Origin of the sequence: Actinophytocola xanthii, assembly GCF_001921205.1 — a bacterium.
In the GTDB taxonomy this organism is placed as follows: Bacteria; Actinomycetota; Actinomycetes; order Mycobacteriales; family Pseudonocardiaceae; genus Actinophytocola; species Actinophytocola xanthii.
The window spans coordinates 20937-38774 of sequence record NZ_MSIE01000090.1 but is presented as its reverse complement, the minus strand read 5'-3'; the positions used below and the strand labels follow the sequence as shown (position 1 = coordinate 38774).

The 17838-nt window shown below is 72.2% G+C and carries 17 protein-coding genes; 13 read left to right on the top strand and 4 right to left on the bottom strand.

What is annotated here, in order from left to right; genetic code table 11:
• A partial coding sequence (locus tag BU204_RS33690) for a thiamine pyrophosphate-dependent enzyme (RefSeq protein WP_233160917.1) occupies nucleotides 1–989 on the top strand: 989 nt, incomplete at its 5' end.
• A 75-nt stretch (nucleotides 990–1064) separates the two neighbouring features.
• Here the strand turns inward: BU204_RS33690 and BU204_RS33685 are convergent.
• Complete coding sequence (locus tag BU204_RS33685; protein ID WP_075129855.1) at nucleotides 1065–3443, bottom strand: immune inhibitor A domain-containing protein; 2379 nt, start codon at nucleotides 3441–3443, stop codon at nucleotides 1065–1067.
• Between the two features lie 199 nt (nucleotides 3444–3642).
• Here BU204_RS33685 and BU204_RS33680 point away from each other — a divergent pair, with 199 nt between their 5' ends.
• From BU204_RS33680 to BU204_RS33640, 9 genes are all read left to right on the top strand, one after another.
• Nucleotides 3643–4101 carry a DUF3592 domain-containing protein gene (locus BU204_RS33680; RefSeq protein ID WP_143229929.1) on the top strand — a complete coding sequence of 153 codons (459 nt, stop codon included), beginning with the start codon at nucleotides 3643–3645 and terminating at the stop codon, nucleotides 4099–4101.
• A 30-nt stretch (nucleotides 4102–4131) separates the two neighbouring features.
• Nucleotides 4132–5070, top strand: coding sequence for a 1,2-phenylacetyl-CoA epoxidase subunit PaaA (paaA, locus tag BU204_RS33675; protein WP_075129854.1), 939 nt, complete (start codon nucleotides 4132–4134; stop codon nucleotides 5068–5070).
• Nucleotides 5067–5363 carry a 1,2-phenylacetyl-CoA epoxidase subunit PaaB gene (gene paaB, locus BU204_RS33670; protein WP_075129853.1) on the top strand — a complete coding sequence of 99 codons (297 nt, stop codon included), beginning with the start codon at nucleotides 5067–5069 and terminating at the stop codon, nucleotides 5361–5363. The genes paaA and paaB overlap by 4 nt, the downstream gene beginning before the upstream one ends.
• 10 nt (nucleotides 5364–5373) lie before the next feature.
• On the top strand, nucleotides 5374–6270 hold the full coding sequence (gene paaC, locus BU204_RS33665) for a 1,2-phenylacetyl-CoA epoxidase subunit PaaC (protein WP_075129852.1): 897 nt from the start codon (nucleotides 5374–5376) through the stop codon (nucleotides 6268–6270).
• Nucleotides 6264–6755 (top strand): 1,2-phenylacetyl-CoA epoxidase subunit PaaD, encoded by a 492-nt coding sequence (gene paaD, locus BU204_RS33660; protein ID WP_075129858.1) that lies wholly within the window; start codon nucleotides 6264–6266, stop codon nucleotides 6753–6755. Before paaC ends, paaD begins: the two co-directional genes overlap by 7 nt.
• Nucleotides 6756–7829, top strand: coding sequence for a 1,2-phenylacetyl-CoA epoxidase subunit PaaE (paaE, locus tag BU204_RS33655; protein ID WP_075129851.1), 1074 nt, complete (start codon nucleotides 6756–6758; stop codon nucleotides 7827–7829). It abuts the gene before it with no gap.
• Nucleotides 7830–7878: 49 nt separating this feature from the next.
• Nucleotides 7879–8802: a MerR family transcriptional regulator gene (locus BU204_RS33650; RefSeq protein ID WP_075129850.1), complete on the top strand. Its 924-nt coding sequence runs from the start codon at nucleotides 7879–7881 to the stop codon at nucleotides 8800–8802.
• A 104-nt stretch (nucleotides 8803–8906) separates the two neighbouring features.
• The gene (locus tag BU204_RS33645) at nucleotides 8907–10028 is read left to right on the top strand and encodes a glycosyltransferase family 4 protein (protein WP_198943085.1); all 1122 of its coding nucleotides are present in this window, start codon (nucleotides 8907–8909) and stop codon (nucleotides 10026–10028) included.
• Between the two features lie 23 nt (nucleotides 10029–10051).
• Nucleotides 10052–10762 carry a demethylmenaquinone methyltransferase gene (locus tag BU204_RS33640; protein WP_075129848.1) on the top strand — a complete coding sequence of 237 codons (711 nt, stop codon included), beginning with the start codon at nucleotides 10052–10054 and terminating at the stop codon, nucleotides 10760–10762.
• A 6-nt stretch (nucleotides 10763–10768) separates the two neighbouring features.
• Here the strand turns inward: BU204_RS33640 and BU204_RS33635 are convergent, their stop codons facing one another.
• Nucleotides 10769–11323, bottom strand: coding sequence for a hypothetical protein (locus BU204_RS33635; protein ID WP_075129847.1), 555 nt, complete (start codon nucleotides 11321–11323; stop codon nucleotides 10769–10771).
• A 156-nt stretch (nucleotides 11324–11479) separates the two neighbouring features.
• Between BU204_RS33635 and BU204_RS33630 the strand changes: the two genes are divergently transcribed.
• A complete protein-coding gene (locus BU204_RS33630; RefSeq protein WP_075129846.1) occupies nucleotides 11480–12775 on the top strand; it encodes a geranylgeranyl reductase family protein in 1296 nt (431 codons plus the stop codon).
• A 37-nt stretch (nucleotides 12776–12812) separates the two neighbouring features.
• Here the strand turns inward: BU204_RS33630 and BU204_RS33625 are convergent, their stop codons facing one another.
• Nucleotides 12813–14033, bottom strand: a complete 1221-nt coding sequence (locus tag BU204_RS33625; protein ID WP_075129845.1) for an acetyl-CoA C-acetyltransferase — start codon at nucleotides 14031–14033, stop codon at nucleotides 12813–12815.
• A gap of 38 nt (nucleotides 14034–14071) precedes the next feature.
• Entirely contained in the window at nucleotides 14072–14896 is an 825-nt protein-coding gene (locus BU204_RS33620) for an SGNH/GDSL hydrolase family protein (protein WP_075129844.1), read from the bottom strand.
• A 220-nt stretch (nucleotides 14897–15116) separates the two neighbouring features.
• On the opposite strand from BU204_RS33620, the gene BU204_RS33615 reads away from it, so the two are divergent.
• Both BU204_RS33615 and BU204_RS33610 read left to right on the top strand, forming a co-directional pair.
• On the top strand, nucleotides 15117–16496 hold the full coding sequence (locus BU204_RS33615) for a cystathionine beta-synthase (protein ID WP_075129843.1): 1380 nt from the start codon (nucleotides 15117–15119) through the stop codon (nucleotides 16494–16496).
• Between the two features lie 95 nt (nucleotides 16497–16591).
• Nucleotides 16592–17806: a DUF4064 domain-containing protein gene (locus BU204_RS33610; RefSeq protein ID WP_075129842.1), complete on the top strand. Its 1215-nt coding sequence runs from the start codon at nucleotides 16592–16594 to the stop codon at nucleotides 17804–17806.
• Nucleotides 17807–17838 lie beyond the last annotated feature (32 nt).

Sequence of the window (17838 nt, the reverse complement as noted above, 5' to 3'; positions counted from 1 at the left end):
CGGCGGCCGCGGTGGCCGCCACCGCCGGCTGGCCGGCCGTGGCCGAGCCGACCGCCCACGCCGCGGCCCTCGCCGGCGGCGTGAACGTGCTGCGCCGCGGGACCCTGCTGCTCTCGGCGGGGGAGTTACCCGCCGAGCTGCGGCCCGACGCGGTGGTCGTGGTCGGGCGCCCGACCCTGTCCCGCGGGGTGCGGCGACTGCTCGGCACCGCACCGGTGTACGCGGTGGACGACGAGGCCCGGTGGACCGATCCGCAGCACCTGGTCACCCAGGTACGAGACTGGCTCGGCCTCGAGGACATGTCCTGGGTGGAGGGTGTGGACACCGAGTGGCTGTCGGCCTGGCGCCAGGCCGACACGAACGCGCAGACCGCCGTGGACAAGCTGCTCGGCGAGCAGGGGTGGCCGACCGGTCTCCAGCTGGCGGCCGACCTGGTCGAGGCCCTCCCGAGCGGTGCGAACCTCATGGTGGGTTCGTCCAACCCCATCCGCGACGTCGACCTGGTAGCCGACCCGCGCTCCGACCTCGGGGTGTACGCGAACCGGGGCGTGGCCGGGATCGACGGCAACACCTCGACAGCGGCCGGGATCGCCCTGGCGACGGGCCGCCCGACCTACGCCCTGGTCGGCGACGTGACGTTCCTGCACGACCTCAACGGCCTGCTGGTCGGCCCCCCCGAGCGCCGCCCGGACCTGACGGTGGTCGTCCACAACGACGACGGCGGTGGCATCTTCACCCTGCTCGAACAGGGAGCGGCCGAACACCAGCGCGCCTTCGAGCGGGTCTTCGGCACCCCGCACGACGCCGACCTGGCCGCGCTCTGCGCGGGCTACCGGGTCGAGCACGTCCTCGCCGCCGACCGGGAGGCGTTCCGCTCCGCCCTGCGCCCCGCCCCCGGCCTGCGGGTGGTCGAGGTCCGCGGCAGCCGCTCCCTGCTGCGCGACCTCCACGCCCGCCTCCGCGCCGCGGTCGGCGAAGCGCTGAGCTGAACGAGAAACGGGCTGCCCGGCCGGGCAGCCCGTTTCTCGTTCGACCTGCTGAATCGACCTGCCAGATCGACTACGTCACTTCGTGCCGATCCTGATCTTCATGGAGGTGCCGCTCTGCGACTGGACCCGGATGGTGGTCCCGGTCGCGGGTAGCTTCACCCCGGCGTTGGGCTGCTCGGCGTACCAGTACTTCTTCGTGTCGTCGAAGGTCGGCACGGCGGGCTGGCCGCGGACGTAGCTCGGCTTGCCGTTCACGTGCAGGGTGAACGAGCTGGCCTTGTTCAGGGAGAACGGCGCGTCGTAGCCCGCGATCCGCTCCCGCCACATCTGCCCCTCCAGGTTGTAGATCGGCGCCGGGTGGGCGTCGACCGGCAGGATGAGGCCCTGCCCCTGGTGGCGGCTGGTGTTGTTGTCGGTCTGGGAGGTGTCCCAGTACCAGACGAGCAGGCCCGTCTCGTACGGGAAGTGCTCGGCCCAGTCCGGCTTGCTCGGGAACCCGAAGTTGTACGGCCCGGTCCGCAGGTACTGGTCGTAGGACTCGTAGGTCCGGTTCGACGCGATGTAGAAGTTGTCGAACGAGTCGGTCTCCACGGCCAGTGTCGAGCGGAAGCCGTCCAGTGCCCAGCCGTTCGCGCCGTTCTCGGCCCCGTCGGCGAACACCTGCTGGCCGTCGGCGGTCACGCTGATCTCGTCGGCGAAGAAGCCGTTCTCGACCCACCCGCCGTCGGTCACGTAGCGGAACCGCAGCTGCACGGGTGCGCCGGCGAACTGGTCGAGCGAGACGTGCGTGTCGACCCACTCGCCGCCGGTGCTGCCGGTCAGTGCCGGATTGCCGTCGGCGTCGCGGGCGAACGGCTGGCCGTCCACGGTGCCGTCCAACGTGGTCCAGGTCGAGCCGTCGGTGGAGGCCTGCACGTACAGGTAGTCGAAGTCGGTCTCGATCTCGTAGCGCGACTGCCAGTCCAGGGACGCCGTGGACGCGCCGGTCAGATCGACGGTCCTGGTCATCGTGGTGTCCAGGTCGTCGCCCTTGCTGCTCCACCACTGCCGCTGACCGGCCGCGGGAGCCCCGTAGTCGGTGGTGACCCGCTTGTCCGGAAGCACGACGACGACGCCCTGGGGCTTGGCGGAGTTGTACTCGTGCGGGCCGAGCTGCAGGGTCCTGGTCTGCCCGGCGACCACGACCTCGTAGTCCAGCCAGCCCAGCTGCAGCTTGGACCAGGGGTCCATGTCGTTGACCCGGTAGCCCACCGGCTCACCGGGGCCCGAGACACGCTGCTGGGCCATCAGCGACCACCAGTTGACGTGGTTCGAGCCGCCGCTGCCGGAGTAGTCGTAGAGGTCGGGCAGGCCCAGGTCGTGGCCGTACTCATGGGCGAACACGCCGATGCCGCCGTTCTCGGGCTGCATGGTGTAGTCGCCGACCCACAGACCGGTGTCGCCGATCTCGGTGCCGCCCTCGAGGTTGCCGTCGGGGCCGCTCTGGTCGCCCTTGAACGCGAACGCGCGGTGGCTCCACAGCGCGTCCTCGCCGTAGATCGGGTCGCCGTCGGCCTGGTCGCCGCCGGCGTGCACGATCTGGAAGTGGTCGATGTACCCGTCGGCCTCGTCGAAGTTGCCGTCACCGTCGTGGTCGGTGCGGTCCCAGACGTCGTAGCGGGCCAGCTCGGTACGGATCTGCTCCGGGGTCTTGCCGGCCGCGACCTGGTCGTCGTACCACTGGTTCACGCCGTCCTCGACCAGGTTGTACGCGTTGTTGCAGGTGTTGCCCGGGCAGGGGTAGCCGTTGGAGCGGCCGTAGCGGGCCTGGTTGTAGCGGACCTTGACCCAGTCCGAGACCGTGCCCTGCACCGAGTAGCGGCCCGAGGACTGGCGCTCGTAGTAGTTCGCGACCGAGTCCACGTTCGGGTCGTCGGAGAAGTACAGGTCCATGAAGTGCTGGCGGTCGTAGTTCGGCTGCCAGATCGTGGAGTTGTCCACCGCGCGGTTCGGCTCGGGGATCTGGTTGTGCAGCGGCCCCTCGAAGCTCACCGGGCCCGGTGTGTTCGGCGCGGTGTCCTGGTCGGGGTAGTCGGGGTGGCGTTCGTCGCCGAACTCCACCAGGACGACGAAGATGTTGTCGGTCTTCTCGCGCGACAACTCGACGTACTGGTCGACGGAGCCGGCCTTCGCCTTGCGCTTGCTGTTCGGACCGGACTTCTTGCCCATTTTGACCACGGTGCTCGAACCGCGCTTCTCGGTCTTCCGCTCACCCGAGAGCACGTCGGCGAGCGCCGTCTGGCGCAGCACCCGGCGCTTCTGCTCCTCGAGGCTGGGCAGGTCGTCCACGCCGGTGGCGGTGAGCTGGTCGGGCGACGCACCGAGGGGTGGCGCGGCCTGCGCGGCCGGACCGACCGCCGTCAGCCCGGCCACCACCGCGGCGCTCGTCAGGCCGACGAGAATTCTTCGTTGCAACGCGTCCTCCAAGATCGCCGGGGAAAGCGCGGCGCCGGGAAACGGGCTCTGCGCGAACCGAAATAGTACGTTCTCCTGAATTCCAGGTAACCCCACGAAAGGCGTAATCCGAACGGGCTAAGGCGGTAGCGCCGCGTCGGCATTGCTCCGCCCGGGCGTGGGGAGCGGTCCGCTCGGCCGCTCCCGATAGGCTCGGCGCGTGGCGGTGGAGCGGGAGGGTGAGGGCCGGCGCCGGCTGGTCCGACGGATCGCCGCGCGTTCGCTGCTCGCGTTCGGCGGCGTCGTCACCTTCCTCGCCGTGGTGCTCGTGGTCGCCGCCTGGACCGAGGACATCTCGATCGACGGTGACCTCGCCGAGGCCGACGCCGAGGTCGTCGCGGACTCGTTCACCCGGACCCTGGTCCGCTTCTACACCCCCGACGGCGCCGAGCACATCCCGCAGGTCGGCGTGCTCTATCCGGCGGGGCTCGAGGTCGGCGACGTGGTGAAGGTCGAGTACCGGCAGGACAACCCGGAGCTGGTGCGGGTGATGGGTCGCGGCGCGTTCGTCACGCTGCTGCCGGTCGGGCTGACGATCCTCGGCGCGTGGGCGGTGCTGATCCCGTCGATCTGGGCGCTGCGGCGCGGGGCGCGCAGCCCGGATGTGACACCTATCTGAAATTCGCGTCTTCGCATGTAACATCGAGGTGTGGACGCTGAACGGGAGCGCGAGTTCGACCGGGTCGTCGCCGCGGAGCAACGCGTCGAGCCGCGGGACTGGATGCCCGACGGCTACCGGAAGACGCTCATCCGCCAGATCGCCCAGCACGCGCACTCCGAGATCATCGGCATGCAGCCGGAGGCGAACTGGATCAGCCGCGCCCCCTCGCTGCGGCGCAAGGCGATCCTGCTGGCCAAGGTGCAGGACGAGGCCGGGCACGGCCTGTACCTGTACGCGGCGACCGAGACCCTCGGCGCCGACCGCGAGGACCTGACCACCCGACTGGTGCAGGGCCGGCAGAAGTACTCCTCGATCTTCAACTACCCGACGCTCACCTTCGCCGACGTGGGCGTCATCGGCTGGTTGGTGGACGGCGCCGCGATCTGCAACCAGGTGCCGCTGTGCCGTACCTCCTACGGCCCCTACGCCCGCGCGATGATCCGGGTCTGCAAGGAGGAGTCGTTCCACCAGCGGCAGGGCTACGAGCTGCTGATGACGATGATGCGCGGCACCGAGGCACAGCGCCGGATGGTCCAGGACGCCGTCGACCGCTGGTGGTGGCCGTCGCTGATGATGTTCGGGCCGCCCGACGACGCCTCCTCGAACACCGAGCGGTCGATGGCCTGGCGGATCAAGCGGCACACCAACGACGAGCTGCGCCAGAAGTTCGTCGACATGACGGTGCCGCAGGCCGAGGCGCTCGGCGTGACGCTGCCCGACCCCGAGCTGCGCTGGAACCCCGAGCGCGGCCACCACGACTTCGGCCAGATCGACTGGGACGAGTTCTGGCGGGTCGTCGGCGGCGACGGCCCGTGCAACCGGCAGCGCGTCGACCACCGCCGCGCCGCCCACGAGAACGGCGCCTGGGTACGCGAGGCCGCTGCCGCCTATGCCGCGAAGCAGGCCCGCCAGGAGGGCGCCGCATGAGCGAGTCGCCGCGGTCGTCGTGGCCGCTGTACGAGGTGTTCGTGCGGGGCAAGCGCGGGCTGAACCACGTGCACGTCGGCTCGCTGCACGCGCCGGACGACGAGATGGCGCTGCGCAACGCGCGCGACCTCTACACCCGGCGCAACGAGGGCGTCAGCATCTGGGTGGTCCCGGCGGCCGCGATCACCGCCTCCTCGCCCGACGAGAAGGACCCCTTCTTCGCACCCGCGGCCGACAAGGTCTACCGGCACCCGACGTTCTACTCGATCCCCGAGGACGTCCCGCACCTGTGAGCGGGGGCAGATGAGCTTCGACAACGCCTACGAGGCGATCAACGACGGCGCCGGGGAGGACGCCCACTGGGCGTTCGGCACCGGGTTCGACGATCCGCTCGCGGGCGTCGACCGGGCGCTTCCGGCCGGCGTGCCGGTCGCCGAGCTGACCGCGTACTGCCTGATGCTCGGCGACGACGCGCTGGTCCTGTCCCAGCGGCTCGCCGAGTGGTGCTCGCGCGCCCCCGAGCTCGAGGAGGACGTCGCGTTGGCGAACATCGCGCTGGACCTGCTCGGCCAGGCGCGGCTGCTGCTGTCGCGGGCGGGTGAGGTCGAGGGCGCCGGCCGGGACGAGGACACCCTCGCCTACCTGCGCGACGAGCACGAGTTCCGCAACGTCCGGCTGGTCGAGATCGACTGCGGCCCCGGCCCCGGCGGCGACTTCGCCAGCACGATCGCCCGGCTGCTGGTGTTCTCCTCCTGGCGCCTTGCGGTGTTCAGCCGCCTCGTCGAGTCGGCCGACCCGGTGCTCTCCGCGGTCGCGGCGAAGGGCGTCAAGGAGCTGGCCTACCACCGCGACCACGCCGCCCAGTGGACGCTGCGGCTCGCTGGCGGCACCGAGTACTCCCGGGAGCGCATGGTCGCGGGCCTCGCCCGGGTCTGGCCCCTGGTCGGGGAGCTGTTCGACCCGCACCCGGTCGAGCTGGCCCTGCCCGGGGTCGCGGTGGACCCCTCGCTGCTCCGCCCCGAGGTCGACCAGGTCCTCGACACCGTGTTCGGCGCCGCCGGCCTGCACCGCCCGGAGATCGCCCCGCTGTCCCCGGTGGCCGGCCGGACCGGCCGCGACGGGGCACACACCGAGGCCCTGGGCTACCTGTTGGCCGAGATGCAGTACCTCGCCCGCTCGCTCCCCGGAGCGTCCTGGTGACCGCCAGGGCTGTGGCCGAGGGCGTGCTCGATCCCGAGCTGCCGGTGCTCACGCTTGCCGAGCTCGGCGTGCTGCGCGAGGTCATCGAGAGCGACGACCGGGTGGTCGTCACGATCACGCCCACCTACTCCGGGTGCCCCGCCATCGAGGAGATGCGTCGGGACCTGCGTACGGCGCTGACCGAGGCCGGCTACCGCGACGTCGAGGTGCGGACGGTGCTCGCTCCGGCCTGGACGACCGACTGGATCAGCGAGTCCGGCCGGCGCAAGCTCCTCGAGCACGGCATCGCTCCGCCCGCCCGGGTCGGCCCGCGCCCGGCCGGGCCGGTGCCGCTGAACCTCGTGCCCCCGCCGGCCAGGGTCCCCTGCCCGCGCTGCGGCAGTGCCGAGACCACCGAGCTCTCCCGGTTCTCCGCGACCGCCTGCAAGGCCCTGCGCCGCTGCGAGTCCTGCCGCGAACCGTTCGAGCACGTCAAGGAGCTGTAGATGACCAGCGGCAGAGCGGTGTTCCACCCGCTGCGGGTGGCGGCGGTGGACCGGCTGTGCCCGGACGCCGTGGCCGTCACGTTCGCCGTACCCCCCGAGCTCGCCGCGACGTTCGCCTTCCGCCCCGGCCAGTACCTCACGCTGCGCCAGGAGGTCGACGGCGTCGAGGAGCGGCGCTCGTACTCGATCTGCTCGGCGCCGCCGGGGCCGCCCAGGATCGGGGTGCGGCGGGTCGCGGACGGGCTGTTCTCCAGCAGGCTGGTCGACTCGCTGCGGCCGGGCGAGGTGCTCGAGGTGCTGCCGCCCCAGGGCAGGTTCACCCCCGACCCCGACCAGCGCGGGGGCCACCACGGGTTCGTCGCCGCGGGCTCCGGGATCACCCCGGTCCTGTCGATCATGACGACGCTGCTGGAGTCCGACCCGGACAGCCGGGCCACGCTGCTGTACGGCAACCGCCGGACCGACACCGTGATGTTCGGCGACGAGCTGGCCGACCTCAAGGACCGCCACCCGGCCCGGCTGCAGCTGGTCCACGTGCTGTCCCGGGAGCCGAGGGACGTGGCGCTGTTCTCCGGCCGCCTCGACGAGGAACGCCTGACCACGCTGCTCGGCACGGTCGTGCCGACCTCCGACGTCGACCACTGGTGGCTGTGCGGCCCGTTCGGCATGCTCGCCGACGCCGACCGCGCCCTCACCGCCCACGGCGTGCCCGCCGAGCGCGTGCACCGCGAGCTGTTCTACGTCGACGAGCCGCCGCCGGAGGTGAAGCGGCCGGAGGAGGCCCTGGTGACGGGCCCGGCGGCGGAGGTGACGGTGGTGCTCGACGGCCGCGAGACCACGCTCACGCTGCCCGCGGACACCCCCATCCTGGACGCCGCGCAGCGGGTCCGCGCCGACCTCCCGTTCGCCTGCAAGGGCGGCATCTGCGGCACTTGCCGGGCGAAGGTGACCTCCGGCGCTGTCGAGATGCGCCGCAACTACGCCCTCGAGCAGCACGAGGTCGACGCCGGCTTCGTCCTCACCTGCCAGGCCCTGCCCCGCTCGGCGACCGTCGCCGTCGACTACGACGCATAGCTGACGCATAGCTTGCGTCTCCCCCGGGGGGAGACGTCAGGGTGTGCGCATGAACGGCGACCCGCTCTACTCGATCGGCGAGTTGGCCCGGCTCACCGGCCTGACGGTCAAGACCATCCGGTTCTACTCCGACCGCGGCATCGTGCCGCCGGTCGACCGGGGCCCGGCCGGCCAGCGCCGCTACGACGAGGAGTCCCGGGCCCGCCTCGAGCTGGTCCGGACCCTGCGCGAGCTGGAGGTGGACCTGCCGACGATCCGCGCGGTGCTGGCTCGGGAGCTGACCCTGACCGAGGTCGCGGCGGCACACGCCGAGGCGCTGGCGGTCCGGATCCGCACCCTGGGCCTGCGGCGCGCGGTGCTGATCGCGGTGGCGGGGCGCGGATCCGACCCGGAGGAGATGGCTGTGCTGCACAGGCTTGCGACGTTGTCCGCGGACGAGCGCCGGCGTCTGGTCGAGGAGTTCCTCGACTCGGTGTTCGGCGACCTGGAGGATCCCGTGTTCGTCGGGATCCGCCGCTCGCTCACCCCGGAGCTGCCGGACGACGCCGAGACCGAGCAGGTCCGGGCGTGGGTGGAGCTGGCCGAGCTGTGCCAGCAGGCGGAGTTCCGCGACGGCCTGCGGCTGCTGGCCGAGCACCTGGCGGCCGAACGCACGGCGACCGGCCCCGGCGTGCGACCCGATCACGGCGCCCGCCTGAGCCAGCGGGTCGGCCCGGCCGTCGCCGCCGGCGTCGACCCGACCTCGGCCGAGGCCGCGACGATCGCCGCGTCCGCGGTGGCGGGCTACGTCGCGCACGGTGGACCCGGCGGCGCCGGCGGCCTGCCGGCCTACCTTCGCGCGGTCGGCGACCAGCGCTGGGAGCGCTACCGCCGGCTTCTGGCCGTGGTCAACGGCTGGCCCGCCCCGGAGACCCTCGCACCGGTGACGACCTGGCTCAGCCGCGCCCTCCCGGCCGCCGGCCGCACCTCGTAGCGGTACGCCTGCCACCGACCTCGATCCGGCTTGTCGGCAAACGTTCGCCCGCCGGACACGTCGGTGTCCGACCAGCGGCAGCGGGGCTTGCGACCGTGTGCATTGTGCGTGTGGCCATCGTCACCGAGAGCTTTCTGCCGCAGGTCAACGGCGTGACCAACTCGGTCCTCCGTGTCCTCGAGCACCTGCACGAGCGCGGCCACGAGGCGCTCGTGGTCGCGCCCGGGACCACGGGTCCCGACCACTACCTGCACGCGCCGGTGCGCCGGGTCCGGGCGGTCGACCTACCGGTGATCAGCACGCTGCCGATCGGCCTGCCCTCGCCGCGGGTGCACGCGGCGCTGGCCGAGTTCGAGCCGGACGTCGTGCACCTCGCGTCGCCGTTCGTCCTGGGTGCGGCGGGTCTGCGCTCGGCGCGACGGCTGGGCGTGCCCGTGGTCGCGGTCTACCAGACCGACGTCGCCGGCTTCGCCGCCGCCTACGGGCTGCGGCACGGCGCCAGGGCCGCCTGGCGCTGGATCCGCCGGCTGCACAGCGGCGCGGACCGCACCCTGGCCCCGTCGCTGACCTCGGTCCGGGAGCTCCGCGGGCACGGCGTGCCTCGGGTGCACCGGTGGGCCCGAGGTGTCGACACCGAGCAGTTCGCGCCCTGGCACCTCGACCTGCGGCTGCGTGAGCGGCTCGCTCCCGGTGGGGAGCTGCTCGTCGGCTACGTCGGCCGCCTCGCCCCGGAGAAGCAGGTGCACCGGCTGGCCTCGCTGAGCGGCATGCCGGGGGTGCGGGTCGTCGTGGTCGGTGCTGGTCCCGAGGAGCCGAGGCTGCGCGCGATGCTCCCGGACGCGGCGTTCCTCGGCTTCCGCACCGGTGCGGAGCTGGCGACGGCCTACGCGAGCCTGGACGTGTTCGTGCACACCGGCCCGCACGAGACCTTCTGCCAGGCCGCGCAGGAGGCCATGGCCTCCGGCCTGCCGGTGGTCGCCCCGGCGGCGGGTGGCCTGCGCGACCTCGTCGAGCCGGGCCGGACCGGGTTCCTGCTCGAGCCGCACGACGACCAGCGGTTCGCCGCCGAGCTCTGGCTCACCGTGGAGCGGCTGCGGCAGCGGGCGCTGCGCCGGCGGATCGGGCTCGCCGCCCGTGAGGCGGTCGAGTCCCGTACCTGGTCCGCGGTCTGCGACGAACTGCTCGGCCACTACGGCGAGGTGAGCGCCGCGTTGCTGGCGGCCTGAGCGGTTGCCGTAGGGTCTGGCGCATGTCTCGTGCTGGGTTGGACAAGGACCCCCGCGATGTGGCCGAGATGTTCGACGCGGTTGCCAGGGGCTACGACCGGACGAACTCGGTCATGACGCTCGGGTTCGACCGGCGCTGGCGCTGGCTCACCCGCCGGGTTCTGGACGCCACCGCCCGGGAGAAGATCCTCGACCTGGCCGCGGGCACGGCGGTGTCCACCGCCGAGTACGCCCGCTCCGGCGCCTGGTGCGTGGCGGCCGACTTCTCCCTGGGCATGCTGCGCGGCGGGGCGCACCGGGACGTGCCCAAGGTGGCCGCGGACGCGTTCCACCTGCCCTTCGCCGACGACGCGTTCGACGCGGTCACCGTCTCCTTCGGGCTGCGCAACATGAACGACACGGTCGCCGCGCTGCGCGAGATGTGCCGGGTGGTCCGCCCGGGCGGCCGGCTGGTCGTCTGCGAGGTCTCCCAGCCGCCGTGGCGGCCGGTCCGCTGGCTGCACCACAACGTGGTCCTGCGGCTGCTGCCCTGGATCATCCGCCCGTTCTCGTCCAACCGCGACGCCTACGGCTACCTGGCCGAGTCCATGCGCGACTGGCACGACCAGCGCACCCTCGCCGAGCTGGTGGCCCAGGCGGGCTGGCAGGACGTGGAGTGGCTGAACCTCACGTTCGGGGTGGTGGCGCTGCACCGCGCGACCAAGCCCTCGGCACCCGCCGCCGACCCAGCCTGAGCGGGCTCACCGCGGCGCCGGGACCACCACCGGTCGCCGGCGCAGCAGCACGATCACCGCGACCGCCGTCACGACCTGGACGACGGCGACCGCCGAGTCCAGCGTGGCCAACCGGGCCAGCTCGTCGAGCGTGGGCTCCGCGCCGAGCAGTGCCGCCGTCCCCAGCGTCACCACGACGGTGGCCAGGCTGACCGGGAACCAGCCGGCCACCGCGAGCACCCGGTACCCCGAGCCCTCGTACTGCCCGGCCAGCCGGGCGTTGGCCCGGGTCCGCGCGACCCAGACCAGCAGCGCCACGGCCGTCGCCACCAGCGAGATCAGGTACAGCGTCCCCGCCGTGCGGCTGGTCGACGCCGCGCTGGTGAGGTCGGAGACCCAGACGCCAGGGGTACCGGCGCCGTACTCGACGGCGACGCCGTGGTGGTACCAGGCGGTCCAGGCGTCCAGCAGCGCGGCCACCGCGGTCGCGCCGACCAGCACGGTCGAGGCCGTGGTCGGACCGAGCAGCGGCGCCGGCCGCGCCGCCGCCCCGGTCGGCAGCGTCCGGTCCGAACTCGCCATGTCACTCGTCATGTCGGCCCCCAGACGGCGCTCACGATGTGATGACTGAATGTCGGTCGAAACCGCCTGTCCGTTTCGTCACGCCCTCGTGCGGGTGACCTGCGGATAGAATGGACTCGTTCGTGAACGTTTTCACAAGCCGCGAGGAGTCGCCGGATGGGAAGCCCCAGCCGCCGCAAGGCAGCGGAGGACGCCGAGGTCATCGTGGTCGGCGCCGGTCCCGCCGGTTCGACGGCGGCCACCTACCTCGCCCGCGCGGGGCTGGACGTGCTGCTCCTGGAGAAAAGCACGTTCCCCCGGGAGAAGGTGTGCGGCGACGGCCTCACCCCACGTGGCGTCAAGCAGCTCATCGACCTCGGCGTGGACACCCGCGAGGAGGCGGGCTGGCTGCACAACCGGGGCCTGCGCGTCGTCGGCGGCGGGGTGACCATCGAGCTCGACTGGCCCGACCTGGCCACCTTCCCGCCCTACGGTGTGGTCCGCCCCCGCCAGGACTTCGACGAGATGCTCGCGAAGACCGCCCAGCGGGCCGGCGCCCGGCTGCTCGAACAGACCACCGTCACCGGCGCGGTCACCGACGAGCGGGACGGGCGGGTCGTGGGCGTCGCGGCGAAGGTCGGCCCGGACCGCACCCCGGTCACCTACCGCGCTCCCATCGTGCTGGCCTGCGACGGCGTGTCCGCCCGGCTCGCGCTGTCGGTCGGCCTGGAGAAGACCGAGAGCCGCCCGATGGGCGTCGCCGTGCGGCGGTACTACGCCTCGCCGCGCACCAAGGACGACTACCTCGAGTCCCACCTGGAGCTGTGGGACCGCTCCGACCCCGCCGACCCGCGCCTGCTGCCGGGCTACGGCTGGATCTTCGGGATGGGCGACGGCACCGTGAACGTCGGGCTGGGCATCCTGTCCACCTCCAAGGCGTTCGGGAAGACCGACTACCGGGCCCTGCTGCGTTCCTGGCTGGACGGCACGCCCGAGGAGTGGGGATTCCGCGAGGAGAACGCCCAGGGGAAGATCGGCGGCGCGGCGCTGCCAATGGGCTTCAACCGCACCCCGCACTACTCGCGCGGCCTGCTGCTGGTCGGGGACGCGGGGGGCATGGTCAACCCGTTCAACGGCGAGGGCATCGGCTACGCCATGGAGTCGGCCCGCCTCGCCGCCGAGTGCGTCGTCCAGGCGCTGGCCCGGCCCGAGGGGCCGTCCCGGGAGCGGGCGCTGGCCGGGTACCCGGTGGCGATGAAGCAGGCCCTGGGCAGCTACTACCGGCTGGGCAACATCTTCAGCCGGCTGATCGGCAACCCGCTGGTCATGCGCACGGCGACCAAGTACGGCCTGCCCCGCACGACGCTGATGAAGCTCGTGCTCAAGCTGCTCGCCGGCCTGTACGACCCCAGGGACGGCGACGCCTTCGACCGCGTGATCGCTGCCGCGACGCGGATGGCGCCCAGCGTCTGAAGCTCGGGCCTCCCCGGCGGGGGAGGCCCGAGGCCGCTCAGCTGAGCCGCTCGATCACCATCGCCATGCCCTGGCCGCCGCCGACGCACATCGTCTCGAGGCCGAACTGCTTGTCGTGCCACCGCAGCGAGTTGATCAGCGTGGTGGTGATCCGCGCCCCGGTCATGCCGAACGGGTGGCCGACCGCGATCGCGCCGCCGTTCACGTTCAGCTTGTCGGGGTCGATCCCCAGCTCCCGGTAGGACGGGATCACCTGCGCGGCGAACGCCTCGTTGATCTCCACGAGGTCGATGTCGTCGATGGTCATGCCGGCCAGCGCGAGCGCCCGCCTCGACGCCTCCACCGGGCCGAGGCCCATGATCTCCGGCGACAGTCCGGAGACCCCGGTCGACACGATCCTCGCCAGCGGGGTCAGGCCCAGCTCCGCCGCCTTGTCCGAGCTCATCACGACGAGCGCGGCCGCGCCGTCGTTGAGCGGGCAGCAGTTGCCGGCGGTCACCCGGCCGTCCGGACGGAACACCGGCTGCAGGGTGGAGGTCTTCTCGTAGGTGACGCCGGGGCGGGGGCCGTCGTCGGTGTCGACCACGCGGCCGTCGGGCAGGGTCACCGGGGTGATCTCCCTGGCCCAGAAGCCCGCCTTGATCGCCTCCTCCGCCAGGTTCTGCGAGCGGACACCGAAGTGGTCCATGTCCTCCCGGGTCACGCCCTTGGCCAGCGCCAGGTTCTCCGCCGTCTGGCCCATCGCGATGTAGACGTCGGGCACCGCGCCGTCCTCGCGGGGGTCGTGCCACTCGCCCGCGCCCTCGGCCGCGGCAGTCGCGGTGCGGGTCTCCGCCTCGGCGAACAGGGGGTTGTGCGTGTCGGGCCAGCTGTCCGAGCTCCCCTTGGCGAAGCGCGACACCGTCTCCACGCCGGCGCTGACGAACACCGAACCCTCGCCCGACCTGATCGCGTGGAAGGCCATCCGGGTGGTCTGCAGGCTGGACGCGCAGTAGCGGGTCACCGTGCAGCCGGGCAGGTGGTCGTAGCCGAGCTCGACCGCCACCACGCGGCCCATGTTGAAGCCCTGCTCCCCGCCGGGGAGGCCACAGCCGAGCATGAGGTCGTCGATGTCGGTCGGGTCGAGCTCCGGCACCTTGTCCAGCGCCGCTCGCACGATCTGGGTGGCCAGGTCGTCGGGCCGGATGTCGACCAGCGAGCCCTTTCCGGCTCGGCCGATGGGGGACCGGACGGCGGAAACGATGACCGCATCTGGCATGGCGCAACTCCCTCGTCGGTGAATGCCCTGGGACGAGGTTACCTGTGAGTAAGCTCCCCGCGACCCGACAGACCGGCAGCATCACACAGCGGACCGAGCATCACCTTCGCGGCCAGCTCGTACCCGGCGCCGTTGGGGTGGAAGCGGTCCTCGCTGAACAGCTCCCGCGGCCGGCGGCGGAACTCCGGCGAGATCAGCGCGGCGACCGAGACCGGGTGCGCCCCGACCCGTATCAGCTCGCGGCGCTGTGCCCGGGCGAGGGCGAGCCCCCAGCGAGACGCGACCGTGCGCAGGGGCTGCGGTATCGGCTGGATGATGTCCAGATCGGGGCAGGTGCCGACGACCACCGTGCTGCCTTCCCGCATCAACCGGCACACGTGCCGGCCGAGTGCCTCGGCCGAGGTCCGGACGCGCTTGCGGGTGGTCACGTCGTTGCCGCCGACGATGACGAACACCAGCTCCGGCGGGTCGATCAGCGCCAGGTCGACCTGCGCGGCCAGGTCGGTCGTCCGCGACCCGCTCATCGCGTGCGTGGTCAGCCGCACCGGCCGCCCGGACCTCGCGGCAAGACCCCGGGCGAGGATGACCCCGGGCAGCCGACAGGGCGTCTCCGCGCCGAGCCCCGCCGCGAGCGAGTCCCCGAGCACCATGAACGAGAGCACCTCGGCCGGCTCGTCGGCGACCGGGCCCCGGCCGTCGGGCAGGTACACGCCGTCAGCGTTGAGCGGCAGGCCCCTGGCCTTGCCGATGATCGTCCGCGCGCGCCTCGACTGACCGCTGAGCAGGCCGTACGCCGCCCCCGTCAGCCCACCGACCCAACCGGCGCCGAGCACCAGCGCCCGGACGAGCCGCAGTCCTGCCATGCCGCCTCCCTGGTTGAGCAGTAGACCACCGGATCTCTGTTACATCGCCCCGGAGATCGACGATGCGAGGTTTCGTAGCCTTTTCGCAGTGTGTCCGACGTCACTAGTGAGCTACTCAAGGTCATCTCGAGCGGGCTGGGCACGACTGATGGTCTCGTGCTAGAGCGACGGGGTTACGCTCGCGACGTGCGGAGGCACGTCCGGTGAATAAGGAGCACAGGTGGAGTACGTCGAGCATGTGATCGACCTGGTCGGCAACACGCCGCTGGTCAAGCTCAACTCGCTGGCCGAGGGGGTGTCCGCGACGGTCCTCGCGAAGGTCGAGTACTTCAACCCGGGGGGCAGCGTCAAGGACCGGATCGCGCTGCGGATGGTGGAGGCCGCCGAGGCCTCCGGCCAGCTCCGCCCCGGCGGGGTGATCGTGGAGCCCACCAGCGGCAACACCGGTGTCGGGCTCGCCATCGTCGCCCAGCGCAAGGGGTACCGCTGCGTGTTCGTGTGCCCGGACAAGGTCAGCGAGGACAAGCGCAACGCGCTCAAGGCCTACGGCGCTCAGGTGGTGGTGTGCCCGACCGCCGTCCCGCCGGAGCACCCCGACTCCTACTACAACGTCTCCGACCGGCTGGTCACCGAGATCGAGAACGCCTGGAAGCCCAACCAGTACGCCAACCCGAACAACCCGGAGAGCCACTACCACTCGACGGGCCCGGAGATCTGGCGGCAGACCGACGGGCGGATCACCCACTTCGTCACCGGCGTCGGCACCGGCGGCACGATCTCCGGCACCGGCCGCTACCTCAAGGAGGTGTCCGACGGTCGGGTGAAGATCATCGGCGCCGACCCCGAGGGCTCCGTGTACTCCGGCGGCAGTGGCCGCCCGTACCTGGTCGAGGGGGTCGGCGAGGACTTCTGGCCGCAGACCTACGACCGGGACGTCGCCGACGAGATCATCCCCGTGTCCGACCGCGAGTCGTTCGAGTACACCCGCCGGCTGGCTCGCGAGGAGGGCCTGCTGACCGGCGGATCCTGCGGGATGGCGGCGGCCGCCGCCATCCGGCTGGCGCGTCGGCTGGGCCCGGACGACCTGGTCGTCGTGCTCCTCCCGGACGGTGGCCGCGGCTACCTGACCAAGGTGTTCAACGACGACTGGATGGCCTCCTACGGGTTCCTCCCGCCCGAGCACTCGGGCGCGACGGTGGGGGACGTGCTGCGCCGCAAGGGCACCGGTGGGGCCATGCCCGCGCTCGTGCATGCGCACCCCACCGAGACCGTCGCCGACGCCGTCGCCTACCTGCGCGAGTTCGCCGTGAGCCAGATGCCGGTGGTCAACGCCGAGCCCCCGGTGATGGCGGCCGAGGTCGTCGGCGCGGTGAACGAGCGGGACCTGCTGGAGGCGTTGTTCACCGGCAAGGCCGCGCTGGCCGACCGGCTCGCCATGCACATGTCGCCGCCGCTGCCCACGATCGGTGCCGGTGAGCAGGTGACGGCGGCGATGGAGGCGCTGTCCACCGCCGACGGCGCGCTGGTGCTGATGGACGGCAAGCCCGCGGGCGTCGTCACCCGTCAGGACCTGCTCGGCTTCCTCGCCGGACGGTCCTGAGCAGGTTACGGCGGAGCCTTTCCGGCAGGTCGCCACCCAATGGACTAGCGTTGCCCCGAACGCACTTGACAAAGTCGAAGAGGGGTTGGAACCCGATGAGCTCTCCGCAGCCGCCGAACCAGCCATGGCAGGGCGGCCAGCCATCGCAGCACGGGGAAGGCGAGCACCAGTCCGGGCGGCCGTCCCACCAGGACTCGCCGCAGAACCAGGGCTCCCAGACCGGCGCCGACGGAGTGGAGCGCACGCAGGCGATCCACCCCGGCCAGCACTCCGGCGGCGCGGACTCGGGTGCGACGCAGGTCGTGGGCCCCGGCCAGTTCGGCCAGCAACACGGTCAGGACGCCGGCGCCACGCAGATGGTCCCGCCCGGCTCGCTGCCTCCCCAGCAGCCGCCCTACGCCCCGCCGCCCGGGGCTGACGCCGGTCCGCAGTCCGGGGGCTTCCCCGGTCAGCAGCCACCCGGCGGCTACGGGCAGCAGGGTGGGTTCGGCCAGCAGCCACCGCCCGGCTACGGCCCGCCCGCTCCCTACTCCGGCCACCAGCCCCCCGCGGGGTTCGGCCAGCAGCCTCCGGGCGGGTTCGGTCAGCAGCCGCCGTCCGGCGGTTTCGCCCAGCAGCAGGGCCTCGGTTCGGGTCCGAACTTCGGCGGGCAGGGTCAGAACACCCAGATGGCCGCCTGGGGTCTGGCCGGCCTGGCGGCCCTGTTCGGCCTGCTGGCGGTGATCTTCGCGCTGGTCGACTTCGGCGACATCAGCGACTACTCCGAGGTGTACAACAGCTATCCCGCGGAGGTCATAGACACCGCCGGGCTGCCGGCGCCCGGCCTGCTCTGGCTGTGCACGATCGGGGTCCTGCTCGGCGGGCTGGCCGCCATCGCCGGCGGGTTCCTCGTGTACCGCAAGCACAAGCTCGCCAGCACGGTGTTGGTGGCGGCTGGTGCGCTGATGATCGTGTTCGCGGTGTTCGAGCTCATCCTGTTCGGCAACATCGAAGGTGGCTTGACCGACACCCCGAACATCACCGTCTGGGGCCTCGTCGCCGGTGTCATCGCCGGCGCGATCGGAGCACTGGGCTTCCTCCCGCAGACCAAGAAGTTCCTCGGCGGAGACTCCTCCCTGGCCGGCTCGGGTGGTCCCGGTGGCTTCGGCGGCCCGCCCTCGGGCGGGTTCGGTCAGCCCCAGCAGGGCCACGGCGGCCCTCCGTCCGGCGGGTTCGGCCAGCAGCCGCCCCAGCAGGGGTTCGGCGGCCAGCAGCAGGGCGGCTTCGGCCAGCCCCCGCAGCAGGGTGGTCAGCCCCCGCAGCAGTGGTGACGCGAGAAAAACACCTGTGAGAACGCCGGTGG